The organism is Marinomonas balearica (assembly GCF_004362145.1).
Classification (GTDB): Bacteria; Pseudomonadota; Gammaproteobacteria; order Pseudomonadales; family Marinomonadaceae; genus Marinomonas; species Marinomonas balearica.
On the sequence record NZ_SNXC01000011.1, the window covers coordinates 445,092 to 464,880 of the forward strand.

The following is a 19,789-nucleotide window of genomic DNA, read 5'->3' on the forward strand; positions in this document are numbered from 1 at the left end:
CAATGGATCAAACGCTTAACATTTTAATCGCTGATGATAACCCTTCCGACAGAATGCTCTTAGAGGCTATGCTGAGTCAGTTTGGTCACAATGTGATCACTGCTGTTGATGGCCAAGAAGCAGTGGAAATGTTCGACCCTAATCGCATTCAGCTTGTGTGTCTTGATGTTAAGATGCCTAGAAAGGATGGCTGGGAAGCCGCAGTAGAAATTCAAAAAATTGCGGGTAGCTCATTCGTCGCTATTGTGTTTCTTTCGGGCGTAACAGACCCTGTCGCGTTATCCAATTGTCTTAAAGTCGGTGGTACCGATTTCATATCAAAACCCTACAGCCCTACTCTCGTCACAGCGAAGTTAAAAGCCATTGCTCGTTTGTTGCTTTTACATAAAAAACTCTCGAAACAGCATAATGAGTTGTCGCTCTTTAGCCAAAAAATGGTTCAGGACCAAGAAGTGGCTAAAATGGTCTATGAGCAAATTACTCGATCCAATAGTTTAAACGACCCGTGCTTAAAGACGTTGCATCGTGCAAGCCAGATATTTAATGGCGATGTGATTTTGGCTGCTTATAAGCCGAATGGGGGCATGCATCTACTTCTAGGTGATTTTACCGGACACGGGTTGTCTGCAGCTATTGGCGCATTGCCTCTAGCGGATATATTTTTTGAATGGACAGAAAAAGGCTTCTTAATGAAGCAAATATTGCCTGAAATAAATAAGCGGCTGTATTCTGTTTTACCCAGTAATATGTTTTGCAGCGCAGCATTTATTGATATCAATATTTATAATGAAAGTGTTGAAATTTGGAATGGTGGGTTACCAGATTTACTTTTATTTCGAGAGAACGATAGGCTTCCGCGCCTGTTTAAATCAATGTGTTTACCGCTTGGAGTTGCAGACGAATATGAATTCGAGTGCGTGACGGACATTGTATCGTTTCGATCTTCGGATGTACTGCTCGCCTTTTCGGATGGGGTTTATGAGGCCAAGGGTGCTGGCGATCGAGTTATGTTTAACGACGCTCTTTCGCCCTTGTATGACGGGGATGTAGAGCATGGCCGTCAATTCGAATGGCTGGAAAAAACGCTGTATGAAAAGGGGATTATAGATAATCCTCACGACGACTTATCCTGTTTGGCGATCGAGCTTAATCGTGAAAAGGGTTTTATTTCCAATCAAGCGGGTTATCTAAAACAACATACTCGAGTTCCTGCGAGCTTCTCGTTTGAGTATGCATTGGATGCTGAATCTCTTAGATCAACAGATCCGCTGCCTTATGTGTTGCAAATTTTAACCACTGTGCCTGGTTTGAATGAGCATTCAAGTCAAATCTTTATGATTCTCTCTGAAATGTATTCCAATGCTTTAGAGCACGGTGTTTTAAAGTTGTCTTCATTCTCTAAACAAACAGTAGAAGGCTTCGAATATTACTATTCAGAAAGGAAAGAACGACTTTCAAGTCTCGACACAGGTACGGTAACAATAAAGGCGAAAGTTAATAGCACGAGCGAAAGAGGGATGTTGGAGCTTTCTGTCGAGGACAGTGGAGAAGGGTTTGATGTCAGCCAAAGTAATCAAGAATTAGAATGGATTGATACCCCCTATAGCCGAGGCATTCCTTTGTTAAAGCAACTTTGTGAGCAGGTTGAATTCTCTGAAAAAGGTAACTTTCTTAAAGTCGTTTACTCATGGTGAATGGCAGCATAACGAGTTCTAATTTAGACCTGTCGTATATTTCATATTTTTTTTAGTACTTTTAATAATTGGCCTTTTACTTGCTTTGTCTATAACGATTGGTTGGAGACATTTATGGTAAATTCAGCGTCTATTCAAGTAAAAACTAGCCCACTAAACCCATCTACTGGATCTTCGGTAGCCTCTTTATCGGTGAGTGAAGAATCATCTTTCGAAAAGCATTTGTCGAAATTTACTTCTGAGAAAAGTGATAAAAACAGGGATGCTCAGTCTTCTGTGTCGGAACGGCAGGAACCAAATGAGGGTGCTGTTGACGCTCTAGAAAAGAATGTTAATGCTGCACCCGAAGAGGGGCAAAAGCCTGCTGTTGCAAGCGATCAGTTGCCTCAGGACGCTCAAACAGCGGTTGCGGACGAAGAGGTAACTGCAGAACAGGTTGAAAGTACTGACCCTGAAAGCACTGATCCTGAAAGTGCTGTTGCTGAAAGCATTGACTCTAAAAGTGCTAGCCTTGAAAAAAATAGAGTTGATGACCTCGAAGTTGAAGATTTATCTGATGCTGCGCTTAAAGAAGTGGTTGCACAAGCAGAGAGTGTCGATGTAAATGGAAATGTCGACGATGAAAGCGGCAATGCTTTGCATGCTGATGAAAGCGATGCGGAAGAAAATGTCTCATTAGCTCAATATGCAGCTATTGATAGCGCGATTACGGACGAAAGTGAAGAACAGGCAGCTCTTCAGAATCAAGCGGTGAGCTCGGCTACCTATGAGACGGTTGTGCCGGTTACTATTTCAGGTGAAGGTCGAAAGTCCGAGGGTGTTGAGTTAAGCAGTAATTCGGAAGTTTCTAAAGGTGTTGTTCAAAATGCAACGTCTTCCGTAGGTTTGTCGCAGGATACCCAGTTAAATGGAGTAACAACATCTGTTTCCCTAGCTGAGAAGCTGTCGACTGCGGTAGCAAATAGTGCTGCCCCTTTGAAGAATAATGAGTTAGGAAATATCTCTGATGCAAGCAAAGGGCAAGAGCTTTTGCTTTCTGAAGGTGACGTCGAATCAAGTGAGTCGGATTTAGAAAGTAATAACCTTAATTGGGTGATCAGCCAAATCAAACCGTCTAACTCAAATCAATCCAATTCTGTCAGTATGGTTTCTAATAGCGCCAACTTGACTCAGGGTGAATTGACTTTGCAGGGGCAAGAAGGAGAGCTAAGTGAAGGTGATATCATGAAGCCTTCACTAGTGGGAAGTGAGGCAGACCTGTTGTCTGATAAAGATCTGGAAGCTGGAGACCTTAAGAAAAAGGAATTGGATAGCAATTTAGCTAAATTATTTGGCGCGAACAATGAAAGTGATCAGGCTGCAAATTTTGGCAACAATATTAACTCAGTTGCTGCTGGAAGCTCCAGCTCCAATCGTGTGCCGAGTCAAAGTGTCCCTAACTTTGTGATGAGTAATGTGCCGACATCCCCCGAATGGGCGGGAGAAATGTCTCAGAAAGTTTCAATTTTGAAAGCAGATGGAATTAAAACCGCTCATATTCATTTAGACCCACCTGAACTCGGCAGCTTGACGGTTAAAGTTCAGGTGGATCATGACGGCAATGCTCAAGTAAGCTTCGTTGCAAGCTCTCAAATGGCGAGAGATGCTATCGAATCTCAGCTTTCAAGGTTGAGAGAGATGTTGGCTCAGCAGGGCATGAACCTTGATAATGTGGATGTAGATGTGTCGAGTGGAGACGGTTCGCAAGCTGGTAAAGCTTCTGCTGGAGAGGGCGGACAAGGAGAAGGTTCGTCTGGTTTTGCTGAAGGGCAGGAAGAATTAGATGGTGAAGATATTCAAATGTATGATATTCATAATGAGAAACAAGGGATTGATTATTATGCCTAAGTTTATTTTCTAACTGGGGCAAATGGGAAGTCCGATTTATAGTGCTTTAAGCTCAACGGACTCTGTTCTTTAATTCCCTAAGTAATGTTGTGTCCTTTAAAATGACTATTTTTAGATAAACAGATGGTGATTCCTGCTATTCTTTGTAAAATAGCTTCAAAGAAGGTTTAATTGCTAGCTTAGTAATCAATTACGCTATTTTAATATACGAATGATGGGTAACGCATGGCTGACGAAGAAAATTTAGACGTAAGCGCCGAAGACGGAAAGAAAGGCGGGAAGAAAAAACTCATTATTATACTCGTAGCTGTTCTGGTTCTTTTAGGGGGCGGTGGCGCGGCTGCATATTTATTTCTTTTTAGTGGTGACGAGCCGCCAGCAGAGGATGCTGCAGTTGAAGAGGTAGATGCGCAAGCTCAAGCTATTCAGACGGAAGGCCCGGCTATCTATTTAGAGTTAGATCAGCCTTTCGTCGTCGACTTTATGGTTGCTGGACGTCAACGTTATCTTCAATTGAATATGACGTTGAAATCCAGAGACCAAGTTCAAATAGATGCTGTAAAAGTCCATATGCCTTTGATTCGTAACAGTTTGGTTTTATTGTTTTCTAGTCAATCGTTTGATGAGTTACAGACTGTGGAAGGTAAGAAAGCATTGAAACAAGCTGCTTTGGAGTCTGTGAATAATATCCTTACTCAAGAGACCGGCGCGGGCGGCATGCAAGACGTGTTATTTACAAATTTTGTAATGCAGTAGTAATGTATGTCGGCACAGGATTTACTCTCTCAAGACGAAATTGATGCTCTTTTACATGGAGCAGACGAAAAGCCAGACGAAGATGATGCTGATGCGGGCGGAATAGCCTCATACGACATTACGAGTCAGGAGCGGATTGTACGTGGGCGTATGCCCACTCTTGAAATGATTAACGAGCGATTTGCTCGATATACTCGAATCAGCTTATTTAACCTTTTGCGTAGAACCGCTGATGTCTCCTCGGGCGGTTTGCAAATTATGAAATTTGGAGAGTATGTCCATACTCTTTATGTCCCAACAAGTTTGAACCTAGTTAAGTTTCGTCCACTCAGAAGTACTGCATTGTTTATTCTTGATGCCAAATTAGTATTTAAATTGGTAGATAACTTTTTTGGTGGTGACGGACGGCATGCGAAAATAGAAGGACGTGAATTTACACCGACTGAGATCCGGATTGTTCAGTTGATGTTGGAACAAGTGTTTGTCGACTTAACGGAAGCTTGGGCGCCAGTTTTAAAATTGGAACTTGAATACATCAGTTCTGAGGTTAACCCTGCAATGGCCAACATTGTTAGCCCGAGTGAAGTGGTTGTGGTATCAACATTTCATATTGAGCTAGATGGCGGTGGCGGGGAGCTTCATATTACTTTGCCTTATTCAATGATTGAGCCTGTACGAGAATTGTTGGACGCAGGTGTGCAAAGTGATGTGGACGAAAAAGATGATCGTTGGGGGAGATCCCTTCAACAAGACGTTCAAGATGTTGATGTAAAGCTTCATGTAAATGTCGCGAGTAAGAAAATATCGCTGGGTGATGTGCTTAAATTTAAGGTTGGTGATGTTATCCCAATTGAGATGCCAGAGCATGTCACAGTGCGGGCTAACAATGTCCCCACATTCAAAGGGAAACTTGGTATGAGTAATGGCAAGTATTCCGTCCAAATGAAAGAAAGTATAAAAAAAGTTTAGGTAGTAGAGATGGCAGAAGAAGAAAACCCAGATGCAGCAGGAATGGACAGTGAATTGGCTGATGAATGGGCAGCGGCAATGTCCGAATCTGGCGATGAAGCTACGGAGGACGTTGATGATGTTTGGGCTGAGGCAATGTCTGAACAAGAAGTTAAGCCGGTTCAACTTGACGAGCTTCCGGCTACAACCGACGGAGCGATTAGTTCTGATCTAGACTTAATAATGGATATTCCAGTCAACCTTTCTATGGAGTTGGGTGGGACGGATATTGCTATTCGAAATCTGCTTCAGCTCACGCAGGGATCGGTTGTCGAGCTAGATCGTTATGCAGGTGAACCGCTAGATGTGCTTGTAAACGGTACGTTAATCGCTCATGGAGAAGTGGTAGTGGTGAACGATAAATATGGCATTCGCTTAACGGATGTTGTGAGTCCTAGTGAACGAATTAAACGGCTGAAATAGTGTGTTTAATCGTATTTTAAGAGTTTACTTAACCCTGATGTTTTTGCTGTCAGGTATATCATATGCGTCGAGTGGTATAGGGGATTTAGCCACGACATCGCAGGTTTGGCGGACGTTTTTAGGGTTAGCTGTTGTATTGGCCCTGGTTCCTTTGTCTTTATGGGGGATTAAAAAACTACAGTCTGCACAGCTTCGTCTTCAACGTTCCGATATAAATGTATTAGCTGTTCAGTCGTTGGGTACAAAGGAAAAACTGGTTTTGGTGGAGGTTGAGGGTAAGCGTTCTTTACTTGGCGTGACAGCTAACTCCATAAATAAACTCGAAGAGTATTCTGAGAAAGAAAATAGCTTTAGAGTGGAAATGTCAAAAGCAGAAAGCGACATAAAAAATGAAGTATAGAATGTTGAACAGTTTTATCTTGCTTCTAGTTGGATTAGTCGTTCCTTTGCAAGGTATAGCTGAAACGGGGCTTCCTGCTGTTTCTGTTATTACCAATCCAGACGGCAGTCAAGAGTACACGGTTTCACTTCAAATACTGTTTATCATGACGGCATTAACGCTGCTACCCTCAGCGTTAATAATGATGACGTCGTTTACTCGAATAATAATTGTGTTGTCGATTCTTCGCCAAGCAATGGGGCTACAGCAAACGCCGTCGAATCAAATAATATTAGGTATGGCGCTTTTTTTAACGCTTTTTATTATGAGTCCAACCTTAGATAAAATTAATGAGACAGCATTGCAGCCTTATTTAAGTGAAGATATTACCTCTCTTCAGGCTGTTGAAGCGGCTTCTCTTCCAATTAGAGAGTTTATGTTGGGTCAAACTCGAGAGGATGATATAGCTTTATTTGTGAAGTTAGCTGGTAAGGAGGGGCAGATACCGTCGTTAGACGAGCTTCCGTTTACGATACTGATGCCTGCATTTGTAACGTCTGAGTTAAAAACGGCATTTCAGATAGGTTTTATGCTGTTTATTCCATTCCTTATTTTAGACATGGTTGTAGCGAGTGTATTGATGGCAATGGGTATGATGATGTTGTCTCCTATTATTATTTCATTGCCATTTAAAATAATGCTGTTTGTTATGGTGGATGGTTGGTCTATGATTATGGGTACACTTGCTGCTAGCTTTGGAGTGTAAAGGGTGGATCCTCAGGTAGTATTGGACTTGTATGGTCAAGGTTTTTACCTGATCGTTTTGCTGGTTGGTGCTGTAATGGTGCCAAGTCTGGTTGTGGGGCTTATGGTGAGTGTATTTCAGGCCGCAACTCAAATTAATGAGCAGACACTTTCATTCCTTCCTCGACTCATTGTAACTATCTTTACCATTATGCATTTAGGATCTTGGCTTTTAACAAAGCTAATGGACTTCACAACGCAATTATTTATAAATATACCTATGATGATTGGGTAAATGTTCGAATTGAATGTTGATCAGCTGATGAGTTTTACTGTCAGTTTTACCCTTCCTTTCTTTCGTATCGGAGCGTTTTTGATGGCGTTGCCATTATTTGGCAGCAAGCTAGTCAGTACCCGAACTCGCATTCTTTATTCTTTTGCGATCTCTTTGGCAATTACTCCAATAGTGGAAGCTCCGCCGTTTGACCCTGTTTCGCCAGCTTATATTCCTGTTATTGGTGAGCAGCTTGTAATTGGGTTTATTTTAGGTTTTATCGTCACAATACTGTTTCAGCTTTTTTCTCTCGCAGGCCAGTTGGCTGCTATGAAAGCTGGGCTAGGTTTTGCTATGTCTAATGACCCTGCAAATGGAGTTACGGTCGCCTCTTTGGGTCAATACTATTTGTCGATGGTTGGGTTGGCGTTTATTGGAACGAACGGTCATCATGTGATGATTGAGTATATTGTGGAAAGTTTTAATTATTGGCCTATCGGGAGTGGTTTTGATCCAGAAAAATACTGGGATGTAGTGCAGTTAGGTGGTTGGATGTTTGAGAAGGCATTGTTAATTGTATTGCCTTTAGCGGTAGCGGTACTAATTATGAATATATCGTTTGGTATCGTTGCAAAGGCTTCTCCACAATTGAATATTTTTGCGCTTGGTTTTCCTGTAATTCTATTGTTTTCGTTAGTATTCTTTTGGATGATGTTGGAGGATTTTTTAGATATTTATCGACTGTTCTTTGAAGATATTATCCTTTGGATGAAAGACTCGTGGGGGATCTCAGTCAATGGCTGAAAATGAAGATGGTTCAGAAAAAACCGAAGACGCCAGTTCGAAAAAACTTGATCAGGCTAGAGAGAAAGGAAACCTTGCCCGGTCTCGAGATTTAAGTTCGGCTGCATTGTTGATTGTTGCCGCAACAACCTTGTATATGACAGGGACTCTTCTTGCGAATGATTTGGCTAATGTTTTTTTGTTTAACTTTTCAATTGCGCGATCAGATATATTTGATCAGGCAAAAATGATATTTCATTTATATGAGTCGGGTGTTTCTATGATCGACTCACTTGTGGTGTTTATGTCTGTGGTGGCAGTGGCGGGTATCGTAGGGAGTGTGGCCATGGGGGGCTTTAATTTTACGTGGGAGCCTCTTGTTCCTAAATTTAGTAAAATGAATCCCATTGCAGGGATAAAGCGAATGTTTTCGGTTCAATCGCTTGTTGAATTAGTTAAGTCCGTATTAAAGGTTTTGTTGGCCGGCAGTATTGCTACGTTTGTTATTATGCATTTCTTGCCAGAGATATACGGTCTAACTTTCGAAAATATTCAAAGTGCTATTGAGCACGGCCTAGAAATAATTATGTGGGCGTTTATTTTCGTATCTTTATCATTGGTGGCTATCGCTGCGATCGATGTTCCGTATCAGATTTGGAAACACTCCAACGACCTAAAAATGACCAAACAAGAGGTTAAGGATGAGCATAAACAGGCCGAGGGGGATCCACAGGTTAAAGGTCGAATTCGTCAATTGCAACAGCAGGCTGCGATGCGAAGAATGATGTCGGATGTTCCTCAGGCTGATGTGATTATTACTAACCCGACTCACTTTTCTGTTGCATTAAAATATGAGCAAAATGGCTCTCAAGCACCGATTATGTTGGCAAAAGGTGGAGACTTTATCGCATTGAAGATTCGCGAAATCGGAAATTTTTATGATATACCTGTGATACAATCCCCGGAGCTTACAAGGGCAATATATAAGCATACAGAAATAGGTGAAGAGATACCTGAAGGCTTGTTTCAGGTCGTTGCGCAATTATTGGCTTATGTTTATCAATTAAAAAATGGTAATCAAAATAAATCAAATAGTATGCCTGAATTCGAAGTGCCTCAAGACTATCGGTGGGATGGGCAAAAATAAAGAAATTGCATACTAAATAGGTGAATGAGTGGAGTTTGATAGACAGCGAGTACTAGGTCAGGCGAAAGGTATTGTTAGCGGTAACTTAGGCGTTCCGTTTATTTTGCTCGCATTGCTGGCAATGATGGTTTTGCCATTACCAGCATTTTTGCTCGATGTGTTGTTCACTTTTAATATTGCGCTCGCAATAGTCGTATTGCTTGTCGCGATTTATTCAATGCGTCCTTTGGACTTTGCCGTATTCCCAACTGTTCTTCTTGTTTCGACTCTCATGAGGCTTGCGCTAAATGTGGCATCCACTCGAGTTGTGTTGCTTTACGGACATGAGGGAGGCGATGCAGCGGGTAAAGTCATTGAAGCATTTGGTGAGGTGGTTATTGGTGGCAACTACGTTGTTGGTTTTGTAGTTTTTGCCATCTTGATGATTATCAATTTCGCGGTTGTGACTAAAGGTGCAGGCCGAATTTCTGAGGTAAGTGCACGTTTTACGTTGGATGCCATGCCTGGTAAGCAAATGGCAATTGATGCAGATTTGAATGCTGGGATGATTGATGCGGATCAGGCGCGTGAACGACGCAATGAAATTTCTGCTGAAGCAGAATTTTATGGATCGATGGACGGTGCGTCTAAATTCGTGAAAGGTGATGCCGTAGCGGGGATGATGATCCTTGCGATAAATATTATTGGGGGGCTCGCAATTGGAGTCTTTCAGTATGACCTGACTTTTGGTGATGCAGTAGAGCGATATTCTCTGCTTACTATTGGTGATGGGCTGGTTGCGCAATTACCTTCTTTGATGCTATCGACTGCTGCTGCGATCATGGTGACTCGCGTCAATGAATCTGGTGACATGGGGGCGCAGGTCTACGGCCAGATGTTTGGCTCGACAAAAGCGTTGTATGTTGCCGCAGCCATAATGACAATAATGGGTATTGTTCCTGGAATGCCCCACTTTTCTTTTCTGTCTCTTGCTCTAGCCTTAGGTGGTTTGGCCTATTTTCTGGAATATCGTAAAAAGAAAGAGGCTTCTAGTCGCAAGGCAGGGTCTTCAGTCAGTAAAGCTGGCTCGACTAAAGATAAGCCTGCACCCGAGCAGAAGGATTTGAGTTGGGAGGACGTTGCTCCAGTAGATATGCTTGGTTTGGAAGTAGGTTATAGATTAATTCCTTTAGTTGATAAGTCTCAAGGTGGAGAGCTTCTAGCACGAATAAAAGGTGTTAGGAGGAAACTTTCTCAAGATCTTGGGTTCTTGGTGCCCAGTGTTCACATACGAGATAATTTAGATCTTATGCCCAATGCGTACCGAATTACGTTGATGGGAGTCAGCTTAGCGGAAGCTGAAGTGCATCCAGACAAGGAGTTGGCGATCGATCCTGGTCAAGTTTTTGGTAAAATTGATGGTATCCCTGGAAAGGACCCTTCCTTTGGTTTAGATGCAGTATGGATTGATCCTAAAAAACGCGACCAAGCGCAAACATTTGGTTATACCGTTGTTGATGTCAGTACTGTTGTAGCCACGCATATTAACCAAGTCATGTTCAAGCATTCCTATGAGTTAATCGGTCATGATGAAGTTCAGCAGTTGTTAGGTCTGTTAAAGCAGCATAATCCTAAGTTAGCAGAGGAGCTTGTTCCCAATACCGTTCCTTTAAGTGTGCTACTTAAAGTGCTGCAAAACCTATTGATTGAAGGTGTTCCTTTGCGAGATATGCGAACAATTGCAGAAGCTGTCATGGGGGTTCAGCCTAAAACTCAAGATCCGATGGTTCTCACAGCGGCTGTGCGCACATCCTTGTCAAGGATGATTATTCAAACGTTAGCTGACGGTGTTGATGAAATCCCGGTTCTAACTTTGGATCCTCAGTTGGAAAAAATGTTAATGCAAACAGTGCAGCAGAGTCAGCAAGCGGGGATTAAGAACGAGGAAGCGCTTATTCTTGAGCCATCAATGGCGGAGCAGCTTCAAACTTCATTGAAACAGTCTGCTGAACAGCAGGAGGCAATGGGGAATACACCAATATTGGTCGTTTCTGCTCCTATAAGGCCAATGCTGGCGCGTTTTATGAGATTTGGAATGGTGAATATGGCAGTTCTTTCTTATCAAGAAGTGCCGGACCATAAGCGTATTGCGGTTGTTGGTGTTATTGGTCAGTAATATGTTAGTCAAGAAGAGATATCCATACACTTGATTTTGTTGCTATATTTATTGAGACCTTTGAGTTAAGCTATGGATTTGTAAGAAAAATAGTATCCGAAGGAATTCTCACTTTATGCAAATTAGGCGATTCAGAGCCCCCGATATGCGCCAAGCAATACGGAAAGTCCGTGATGCTGTTGGGCCTGATGCCGTGATTTTGTCTAATCAGAGATTGCCTAGCGGTGAAATTGAGATTACGACGGCGCTCGATTATGACGGATCGTTACCTTCTGGTTTATCATCAGCGCCTCCCGGACAACGCTATTCTTCATCAAATGATCCTAAAAAAGCTTACCAAGAACGTTTAGAGCAGGCTCGTAACAATCAGCCACCTGTGAAAAGAGCGACGCCAGAACCTTCGTTGTTTGCAAATGATGCGTTTGCTTCGGTGGAAAAAAATGAGCCTTCTCAGATTGAAGAAGCACTCTCGATTAAAAACTCTGAAAAATCCTCTCAGCTTGTTGAAATGGAGAGGGAGTTAGATAGATTAAAGTCTGAGCTCAAAGAAACAAAAGAACAAATTGAAGAGAATAGTTCCAAAAGTAGTTACACAGAGTCGCCTGAACAGCATATACATAATAGACTACTCAAATTAGGACTTTCCGATATAGTAATAGAACGTATTATTAGTAATACTCCATTCCTTGGTCGAGAAGATGATTGGAAGAAAGCGCTTTCGTTTTTAGCGGACTATTTACCAGTTACTCGACAGGAAATGTCGCCAATGGATGGTTGCATTGCATTTATGGGGCCGACAGGTGTAGGAAAAACAACCTCAATAGGTAAAATCGCCGCTCAACATGTATTGAAAAATGGCGCTGATAGTGTTGTTCTGGTTACGACAGATACTTATCGTATTGCAGCCCATGAGCAATTACGAACATTCGGACGAATACTGAATGTGCCAGTAGAAGTAGTAAATGAATATTCAGATTTAAATGAAGTGTTGGATAAATACGCAAACTATTCGTTGGTTTTAGTTGATACGGCAGGTATGAATCCGAGGGACCGGAATTTAGAGCGGCAGCTAAAAATGATGAAGAAAGCGCGAGGTTATTTAAAAAAATTACTGGTATTACCTTGTACTAGTCAGCGGCAGGTTCTAAAAACAGTAGTAGACGTCTATTCTCAAATTGAATTAGATGGATGTGTTTTGAGTAAAATAGATGAATCTGCATCGTTGGGGGAAGCCATTAGCGTTGTTATAGAGGAAAATTTACCTGTTATGTTTGTTGCGGACGGGCAAAGGATTCCTGATGATATTGAACCGGCACGAGCTCACAACTTAATTAGTCGTGCGGTTTACACTGCAGAACAGTATGGTCAGTTGTATGGGTCACTAAAGTATGGGAGTTAGTAAAAATATGTTATTAGTGACAGCATATAATAATTGGATGTAGTACATTTAAGTTGCGCACTGATAATTCGGTGTCGGGAAAAGGTTAGAAGCGCGGTTTTATGCAATCAAAGCACGGTTATAGTACCTATTCGAAAAAAGCGGCTCTTTCAATGGATGCCATTGTTCAACAGTATGGCTATCTTGTAAAAAAGATTGCTTACCATTTGTTGGCTCGATTGCCTAGCCATGTAGATGTCGATGATTTGACTCAAGCTGGCATGATTGGCTTGATAGAGGCATATAGGCGCTTTGAGTCTAATAAAGGAGCGTCGTTTGAAACTTATGCTGGTATTAGAATACGCGGCTCGATCATGGATGAAATGCGAAAAAGTGATTGGGCACCCCGTTCTGTTAGGCGAAATGGTCGAGCCGTAACAGAAGCAATTAAAGAATTAGAAGGTAAACTAGGGCGAGATGTTACAGACAATGAAGTGTCTGAACATATGGGAATCAGCGTTGACGAATATCATGAGATTATGCGTTCATCAATGTCTACTCAGCTTTTTAGTTACGAAGAGATGCTTGAAAGTGAGCATGGTAGTAATGAAATAAATATCGAATCGGAAGATTCCCAGCCTTATGATGTTGTTGAAGAGGGAGGTTTTCAAAAGCAACTATCGGTAGAAATCGATAAGCTTCCCGAGAGAGAAAAATTGGTTTTGTCTCTTTATTATAATGAAGAATTGAATCTTAAAGAGATAGGATCTGTACTAGGTGTTAGTGAGTCTAGAGTAAGTCAAATACATAGTCAGGCGGCTATGCGTTTGAGAGCTAGATTAACGGATTGGCGAGACTAATATTATATGAGTATTGAAATACTACCTTTGTGGTGTGGAGGTTGCATTGGATAAAAACATGAAAATCCTGATTGTTGATGATTTCTCAACGATGAGACGTATCATCAAAAATTTACTTAGGGATTTGGGATTTACCAATACGGTAGAGGCGGATGACGGCACGACAGCGTTACCGATTCTTCAGACAGGAACCATCGACTTCCTTGTAACTGATTGGAATATGCCAGGTATGACAGGAATTGAGTTGCTTCGCGCAGTACGTGCGGACGATAAACTCAAGACGATTCCTGTACTTATGGTTACTGCAGAGGCAAAGCGGGATCAGATTATTACTGCTGCGCAAGCGGGTGTTAACGGCTACGTTGTAAAACCATTTACAGCTGTGGCGCTTAAAGAGAAAATCGAAAAGATTTTTGAGCGAATTGATTCTGCGAAATAATAGGGGCCTTTGAATGTCAGATTTTAAGGAATCTAAGCTAGGAGATTTCGAAAGTACCGTAAAAGATGGGGCGGTCGATTTACTCAATAAGCTTGAGGCCGGCGACTTTAGTGGTGCTATTAAAATCATCCAAGAATTAAGTGAAGCTCGTCATAAGAGTTTTTACTATGAAGTAGGGACGCTAACTCGTAGCTTGCATGATGCAATCAAAGACTTTCAAATTGAGTCTATTGACGACGTTATAGAAGTTACCACGGATGAAGATAACAATTCTAGAATCACCGATGCTTCAGATCGTTTAACGTATGTTATCGAAATGACTAGCTCGGCAGCCAATAAAACGATGGATATGGTTGATAGCAGTGTACCTGTTGCAAGTGAGTTGCAAACTCAGGCTGAGGCTCTGCATAAAGACTGGAATCGTTTAATTCAGCGAGACCTAACACCACAAGAGTTCAGAGAGTTGTATAAGCGAATTGACGCGTTTTTGGGCTATACCAAAAACAGCGCTAATACTTTACACGGCAACTTGAATACTATTCTTTTAGAGCAAGGGTACCAAGATTTGACGGGGCAAGTTATTGCCCGCGTGAATGAGCTTATAAGAGATGTTGAAGAAAAGCTGGTTCACTTGGTAGCTGTCGCGGGACGCGTGGATAGCATCTCAGGGTTCGAGCACGAAATTACTGAAAAAGAACGTGACGAAAACCGAGGTCATGGTCCCGCAGTAAATACTGAAAACAACCCAGAAGTACTGAATAGTCAAGACGAAGTAGACGACTTGCTATCAAGTCTTGGTTTCTAAGAGGAGCTGAGGATGAGTTTCGAGGTCGATGAAGAAATTCTACAGGATTTTTTGGTAGAAGCTGGTGAAATCCTGGAGCAGCTTTCCGAACAATTAGTAGATCTAGAGCAAAACCCCGAAGATAATGCGTTGCTTAACGCAATCTTTAGAGGATTCCATACGGTTAAAGGCGGCGCTGGTTTCCTTCAATTAACCGCATTAGTTGATTGCTGTCATTACGCTGAAAACGTATTCGATATTTTACGTAATGGTCAAAGATCCGTTAATGCTGAGTTGATGGATGTCGTGCTACAAGCGCTTGACTCTGTGAATGAAATGTTCGAAATGGTTCGTAATGGACAAGAACCAGTGCCTGCAGACCCTGAACTTATTAGTGCTTTGAGTCAGTATGCTAAACCACCTTCTGAAGAAGAGTTGGCGGAAGCGGATGAAGAGTCAGAAGATGTGGACGAGGTTGAGGAGGAATCGACAACTGATTCTGAACATTCGAGTGAGCAAAGTGATGTTTCTTCTGACGATATTTCTGATGACGAATTTGCATCGTTACTCAATGCGCTAGGCGATGCTTCGCCTGAAGAGACTGCCAATGTAAATGAGCCAGCCTCAAATGCTGAAAGTAATTCAGATGATATTACCGAAGATGAATTCGATGCTTTGCTAGATCAGCTTCATGGTTCAAGTGCGCCTGGCGTTGATGCTGATCAAGCTGAAGAGAAAAAAAGCAGTGCTTCAACTAAACCTACTGCTGATTCTCAAGATTCAGGAACGGATGACATCACTGAGGACGAATTTGAAGCGCTGTTGGATCAATTGCACGGTGCAGGTGCTCCAGGCGTTGACGACTCAGCTCCGGCTGACAACTCTTCAACAGATTCAAAAAGCGCAAGCAAAGAGGCTGAAGAAGCCAGTAAACCGGCTGCTGCATCAAGTGGTACAGAATCTGATCTGATTACTGAAGATGAATTTGAATCTTTGCTTGACAGTTTGCATGGCAAAGGTGCTGCACCTTCTAAAGAAGCCGAGGCGAGCTCTGCCTCAAAAGCGGCGCCTAAAGAAGAAAAGGTAGAAGCAAAAGCATCTAAAAAATCAGATGCGAAGCCAAAACCGAAAGCAAAACCTAAAGCGGAATCCCCGAAAAAAGCTTCAGTGCCCAAAAAAGCCGAAGTGGCTCCTAAAGAGTCTAAAGAAAGAGGGAACGCCCCCGTAGCTCAAGAAACAACGGTTCGTGTTGATACTAAACGACTAGACGACATAATGAATATGGTCGGCGAGTTAGTGCTGGTTCGTAATCGACTAGTTCGTTTGGGGCTTCAAAGTGAAGATGAGTCGATGTCCAAAGCGGTTGCAAACTTGGATGTGGTAACTGGCGATCTCCAAAATGCGGTTATGAAAACCCGTATGCAACCGATTAAGAAAGTGTTTGGTCGATTCCCACGAGTGGTACGAGATCTTGCGCGTAACCTTAAGAAAGAAGTTAATCTTGAGCTTCGTGGTGAAGATACGGATTTGGATAAGAACTTAGTGGAAGCGTTAGCAGATCCTCTAGTCCACTTGGTTCGAAACTCGGTAGACCATGGAATCGAATCTCCCGATGTTCGTGAGGCGAATGGCAAGCCGCGAATGGGACATGTAATACTGTCGGCAGAACAAGAAGGGGATCATATTCTCCTGTCGATCGACGACGATGGTGCGGGAATGGATGCGCAGGTTCTGCGTAATAAAGCGGTTGAGAAAGGTGTCTTGGACGCTGATGCAGCCGAACGATTGTCAGATGAAGAAGCGTTTAATCTGATATTTGCACCGGGCTTTTCGACAAAACAAGAGATTACAGATGTTTCTGGTCGTGGCGTTGGCATGGATGTCGTTAAGACTAAGATTAACCAACTCAACGGAACGTTGGAAATTCAATCTGTTCTTGGTCAAGGTTCGCGTTTTAGCATTAAAGTACCTTTAACATTAGCAATCATGCCAACGTTGATGGTGACTTTAGGAGATCAAGCATTCGCTTTCCCTCTGGTAAGCGTAAACGAGATTTTCCATCTGAACCTCAAGAAGACAAATGTAGTTGATGGCCAACAGGTTGTTGTTATTCGAGGTAAAACGTTACCAATCTTCCATCTCAAGAGTTGGTTGGTTAAAAATGCCGATTACAATTTAACGCCTGAAGAAGCGCATGTTGTAGTGATTCAGGTGGGCATGACCGAAGTTGGGTTTGTAGTAGATCAACTCGTTGGTCAGGAAGAGGTGGTTATTAAACCGCTCGGTAAAATGCTGCAAGGTACTGCGGGTATGTCTGGTGCAACAATTACGGGCGATGGTCGGATTGCTCTGATATTGGATGTGCCGAGCATGCTGAAGAATTATGCGTCTCGATAATCGGTCTGAGTTAGGAGTAAACATATGCCTGTAAAGGTATTAGTAGTTGACGATTCGGGCTTCTTTCGTCGCCGATTAGTTGAAATATTTGATGCTGACCCTCGCCTGAAGGTAATTGGAACAGCAAATAATGGCAAAGAGGCAGTAGAAAAGGTTCAGTCGCTATCTCCTGATGTTGTAACAATGGATTACGAAATGCCTGTTTTAGATGGCATTTCGGCTGTTACTAACATCATGAAGTTAAAGCCTACGCCAGTACTAATGTTTTCTTCGCTGACTCATGAAGGTGCTCAAGTAACCTTGGATGCACTGGAAGCAGGTGCTGTTGACTTTATGCCAAAGAATTTCGAAGATATATCTCGAGATTCTGCGGTAGTCAAACACACACTTGTAGAACGAGTAATCACTGTTGCTAGAACGAGGCTAGGTGGGAGTAAAGGTCCCGCTCAGCCTCTTGCAAAAAAAGCAGCGCCTAAAAATATTGTTACTGAGCGCGGTGTTATTATTCCTCGCGCTCGCAAAAAAGTGGGGCTCGTTGCAATAGGAACTTCAACAGGTGGGCCAATGGCTTTGCAAACTGTATTGAAGCGACTTCCTAAGGACTTTCCTACTCCGCTTGTTTTGGTTCAGCATATGCCGGCAGCCTTTACTAACGCATTTGCAGAACGTCTTAATCATATTTGCCAGATTCAAGTTAAAGAAGCGCAAGATGGCGATAAACTTCAACCTGGGGTTGCTCTTCTTGCGCCTGGTGGTAAGCAAATGATGGTTGACCCTAGGAACGGCGGTTGCGTACGGATTTTGCAAGGTGATGAGCGTCTTAACTATAAACCCTCTGTAGATGTAACTTTTGGTTCGGCTTCTAAATGTTACCCCGGTAAAGTATTGTCGGTTGTTATGACTGGCATGGGGGCAGACGGCAGAGAGGGCGCTCGAATGTTAAAAGATACTGGATCTCGTGTTTGGGTTCAAAGTGAAGATTCTTGTGTTATATACGGTATGCCAATGGCGGTAGAAAAAGCGAACCTTGCCGATGATATTATCCATCTAGAGCACATCGGTGATCGGATTATCAAAGAGGTTTTCTAGTGGATTTCCTGACCATAGGCGGTCTGCTGGTTGCATTTTGTTCGGTTTTCCTAGCAAATTGGCTTGGAGGAGGAGAGGTCATTCTCCTCCTTAACCTCCCATCTGCAATAATTGTTATTGCTGGCAGTATGGGCGCCACCTTGATGCAAAGTCGACTTACCGACGCGTTAGAGGCCGCTAAATTGCTTAAGTGGTCTATCTTCCCTCCTGTTTTTAATCTTCAAAAAGCCAGACTGCTAATAGGAACTCTTTCCAACAAAGCTCGTCGCCTTTCTCTCGTGTCTTTGGATGCAGACATCGCTGCACTGGGCAATCCTTTTGCAACGAGAGCATTGCAAATGGCGATTGACGGAGCAGATCCTGATATGTTGTCCGATAGGCTTCATGAGGAAGCCATTCGAATTCGCGATAAGCGACATATCAGCATTAGTTTTTTAGAGTCAATCGGCGGGTACGCGCCTACATTGGGTATAATGGGGTCTGTTTTAGGGCTGATACAAGCTATGGCTAATTTAGACAGTCCTGAAGCGCTGGGACATGGTATTGCCGTCGCATTTGTATCTACGTTGTATGGACAGGGTTTTGCTAATCTTGTTGTCTTTCCTATTTCCAAAAAACTGTCTAATTATTGTGATCAGGAATTGCTTTATAACCAACTGTTGATAGATGGGGTTCATGGAATTGCCATAGGGAAGCACCCTCAAAGGCTTGACCTTGAATTGAGCGGCTATGAATGAGCGCTCAAAATCCTTAGCTCGTAGGCGACGAGCGCAATATAATCCTAGAAATTCGTCTGATAAGGGGAAGGATCGTTGGGTCCTCTCTTATGCAGACTTTATTACTTTGTTGTTTGCTTTTTTTGTGGCCTTATATTCGATCTCTTTAGATAAAGCAGGTGACGAGCGTCTGTTAACCGAAACCCTGAATGGCGTTTTTGATGCGGTGCAGAAATCGGTAAAACCCATTAATATTGGTGAGCCTATCGTGGGGGAACCTGATGGTGAAGAGATTCTTGAAGTCGATCCTGAAAATGCAGAAGAGTCTATTTCCAAAGGTGAGGAAGGCTCACCTGATAACTCTACGCCGTCCCAGATATATGATTTGTTAAATGAAGTTATTTCATCGCAATTCGCTTCTTTAACTCAGTCAGGAAAAGTGTCAATTTCAGAAAATGACAGTTGGATTAGTCTTGAGCTGAAGTCTGGCCTCCTATTTGGCGAAGGTGAATATGAGTTAACCAACGAAGCTGTGGCTCTGCTAATTGTCATCTCAAATATATTGAACTCTTACCCTTCACCCGTTCTTGTAGAAGGTAATACCGATGATCAACCTATCGCTCGAGCAGCTCCGTTTTCCTCTAATTGGTCTTTGTCTAGTTTACGAGCTTCAGCAGTTGTCGATGAGCTGGTTTTTCGAGGAGTGAGCCCTAAATTAATCGCGCCGATTGGTTTTTCAAGTGAGCATCCAAAAGTTAGAAATCGAAATGACGAGTCAAGAGCCCAAAATCGGCGAGTTACGCTAAAAATCAGTAAGTTAAGAACGGATAATCTATACGATTACTTGTTTAATTAGGCCGATACTGTATATGATTA

The 19,789-nt window shown here is 42.6% G+C and carries 19 protein-coding genes; all 19 read left to right on the forward strand.

Going from position 1 to position 19,789, the window contains the following annotated elements:
* The first annotated feature begins 2 nt into the window (after positions 1-2).
* On the forward strand, positions 3-1,694 hold the full coding sequence (locus DFP79_RS09510) for a fused response regulator/phosphatase (RefSeq protein WP_133503719.1): 1,692 nt from the start codon (positions 3-5) through the stop codon (positions 1,692-1,694).
* Positions 1,695-1,808: 114 nt separating this feature from the next.
* Positions 1,809-3,581: a flagellar hook-length control protein FliK gene (locus DFP79_RS09515; protein WP_133503720.1), complete on the forward strand. Its 1,773-nt coding sequence runs from the start codon at positions 1,809-1,811 to the stop codon at positions 3,579-3,581.
* A gap of 225 nt (positions 3,582-3,806) precedes the next feature.
* The gene (locus DFP79_RS09520; protein ID WP_133503721.1) at positions 3,807-4,337 is read left to right on the forward strand and encodes a flagellar basal body-associated FliL family protein; all 531 of its coding nucleotides are present in this window, start codon (positions 3,807-3,809) and stop codon (positions 4,335-4,337) included.
* 6 nt (positions 4,338-4,343) lie between these two features.
* Positions 4,344-5,306 (forward strand): flagellar motor switch protein FliM, encoded by a 963-nt coding sequence (fliM, locus tag DFP79_RS09525; RefSeq protein ID WP_133503722.1) that lies wholly within the window; start codon positions 4,344-4,346, stop codon positions 5,304-5,306.
* Between the two features lie 9 nt (positions 5,307-5,315).
* Entirely contained in the window at positions 5,316-5,768 is a 453-nt protein-coding gene (gene fliN, locus DFP79_RS09530) for a flagellar motor switch protein FliN (protein ID WP_133503723.1), read from the forward strand.
* A 1-nt stretch (position 5,769) separates the two neighbouring features.
* The gene (gene fliO, locus DFP79_RS09535) at positions 5,770-6,168 is read left to right on the forward strand and encodes a flagellar biosynthetic protein FliO (RefSeq protein ID WP_243730242.1); all 399 of its coding nucleotides are present in this window, start codon (positions 5,770-5,772) and stop codon (positions 6,166-6,168) included.
* A gap of 1 nt (position 6,169) precedes the next feature.
* Positions 6,170-6,913, forward strand: a complete 744-nt coding sequence (gene fliP / locus DFP79_RS09540) for a flagellar type III secretion system pore protein FliP (RefSeq protein WP_133503724.1) — start codon at positions 6,170-6,172, stop codon at positions 6,911-6,913.
* Between the two features lie 3 nt (positions 6,914-6,916).
* On the forward strand, positions 6,917-7,186 hold the full coding sequence (fliQ, locus tag DFP79_RS09545) for a flagellar biosynthesis protein FliQ (protein ID WP_133503725.1): 270 nt from the start codon (positions 6,917-6,919) through the stop codon (positions 7,184-7,186).
* Entirely contained in the window at positions 7,187-7,969 is a 783-nt protein-coding gene (gene fliR, locus DFP79_RS09550; RefSeq protein WP_133503726.1) for a flagellar biosynthetic protein FliR, read from the forward strand.
* Positions 7,962-9,095: a flagellar biosynthesis protein FlhB gene (flhB, locus tag DFP79_RS09555; protein WP_133503727.1), complete on the forward strand. Its 1,134-nt coding sequence runs from the start codon at positions 7,962-7,964 to the stop codon at positions 9,093-9,095. The genes fliR and flhB overlap by 8 nt, the downstream gene beginning before the upstream one ends.
* Positions 9,096-9,123: 28 nt before the next feature.
* Positions 9,124-11,250 (forward strand): flagellar biosynthesis protein FlhA, encoded by a 2,127-nt coding sequence (flhA, locus tag DFP79_RS09560; RefSeq protein ID WP_133503728.1) that lies wholly within the window; start codon positions 9,124-9,126, stop codon positions 11,248-11,250.
* A 115-nt stretch (positions 11,251-11,365) separates the two neighbouring features.
* On the forward strand, positions 11,366-12,649 hold the full coding sequence (gene flhF / locus DFP79_RS09565) for a flagellar biosynthesis GTPase FlhF (RefSeq protein WP_133503729.1): 1,284 nt from the start codon (positions 11,366-11,368) through the stop codon (positions 12,647-12,649).
* A gap of 101 nt (positions 12,650-12,750) precedes the next feature.
* On the forward strand, positions 12,751-13,488 hold the full coding sequence (locus tag DFP79_RS09570; RefSeq protein ID WP_133503730.1) for an RNA polymerase sigma factor FliA: 738 nt from the start codon (positions 12,751-12,753) through the stop codon (positions 13,486-13,488).
* Positions 13,489-13,546: 58 nt separating this feature from the next.
* Positions 13,547-13,927 carry a chemotaxis response regulator CheY gene (locus DFP79_RS09575; RefSeq protein ID WP_013662334.1) on the forward strand — a complete coding sequence of 127 codons (381 nt, stop codon included), beginning with the start codon at positions 13,547-13,549 and terminating at the stop codon, positions 13,925-13,927.
* 13 nt (positions 13,928-13,940) lie between these two features.
* On the forward strand, positions 13,941-14,732 hold the full coding sequence (locus tag DFP79_RS09580) for a protein phosphatase CheZ (protein ID WP_133503731.1): 792 nt from the start codon (positions 13,941-13,943) through the stop codon (positions 14,730-14,732).
* Between the two features lie 12 nt (positions 14,733-14,744).
* Positions 14,745-17,108 (forward strand): chemotaxis protein CheA, encoded by a 2,364-nt coding sequence (locus DFP79_RS09585; RefSeq protein ID WP_133503732.1) that lies wholly within the window; start codon positions 14,745-14,747, stop codon positions 17,106-17,108.
* Between the two features lie 24 nt (positions 17,109-17,132).
* The gene (locus tag DFP79_RS09590) at positions 17,133-18,197 is read left to right on the forward strand and encodes a protein-glutamate methylesterase/protein-glutamine glutaminase (protein ID WP_133503733.1); all 1,065 of its coding nucleotides are present in this window, start codon (positions 17,133-17,135) and stop codon (positions 18,195-18,197) included.
* Positions 18,197-18,934 (forward strand): motility protein A, encoded by a 738-nt coding sequence (locus tag DFP79_RS09595; RefSeq protein ID WP_133503734.1) that lies wholly within the window; start codon positions 18,197-18,199, stop codon positions 18,932-18,934. The genes DFP79_RS09590 and DFP79_RS09595 overlap by 1 nt, the downstream gene beginning before the upstream one ends.
* On the forward strand, positions 18,927-19,769 hold the full coding sequence (locus DFP79_RS09600) for an OmpA family protein (protein WP_133503735.1): 843 nt from the start codon (positions 18,927-18,929) through the stop codon (positions 19,767-19,769). Before DFP79_RS09595 ends, DFP79_RS09600 begins: the two co-directional genes overlap by 8 nt.
* Positions 19,770-19,789 lie beyond the last annotated feature (20 nt).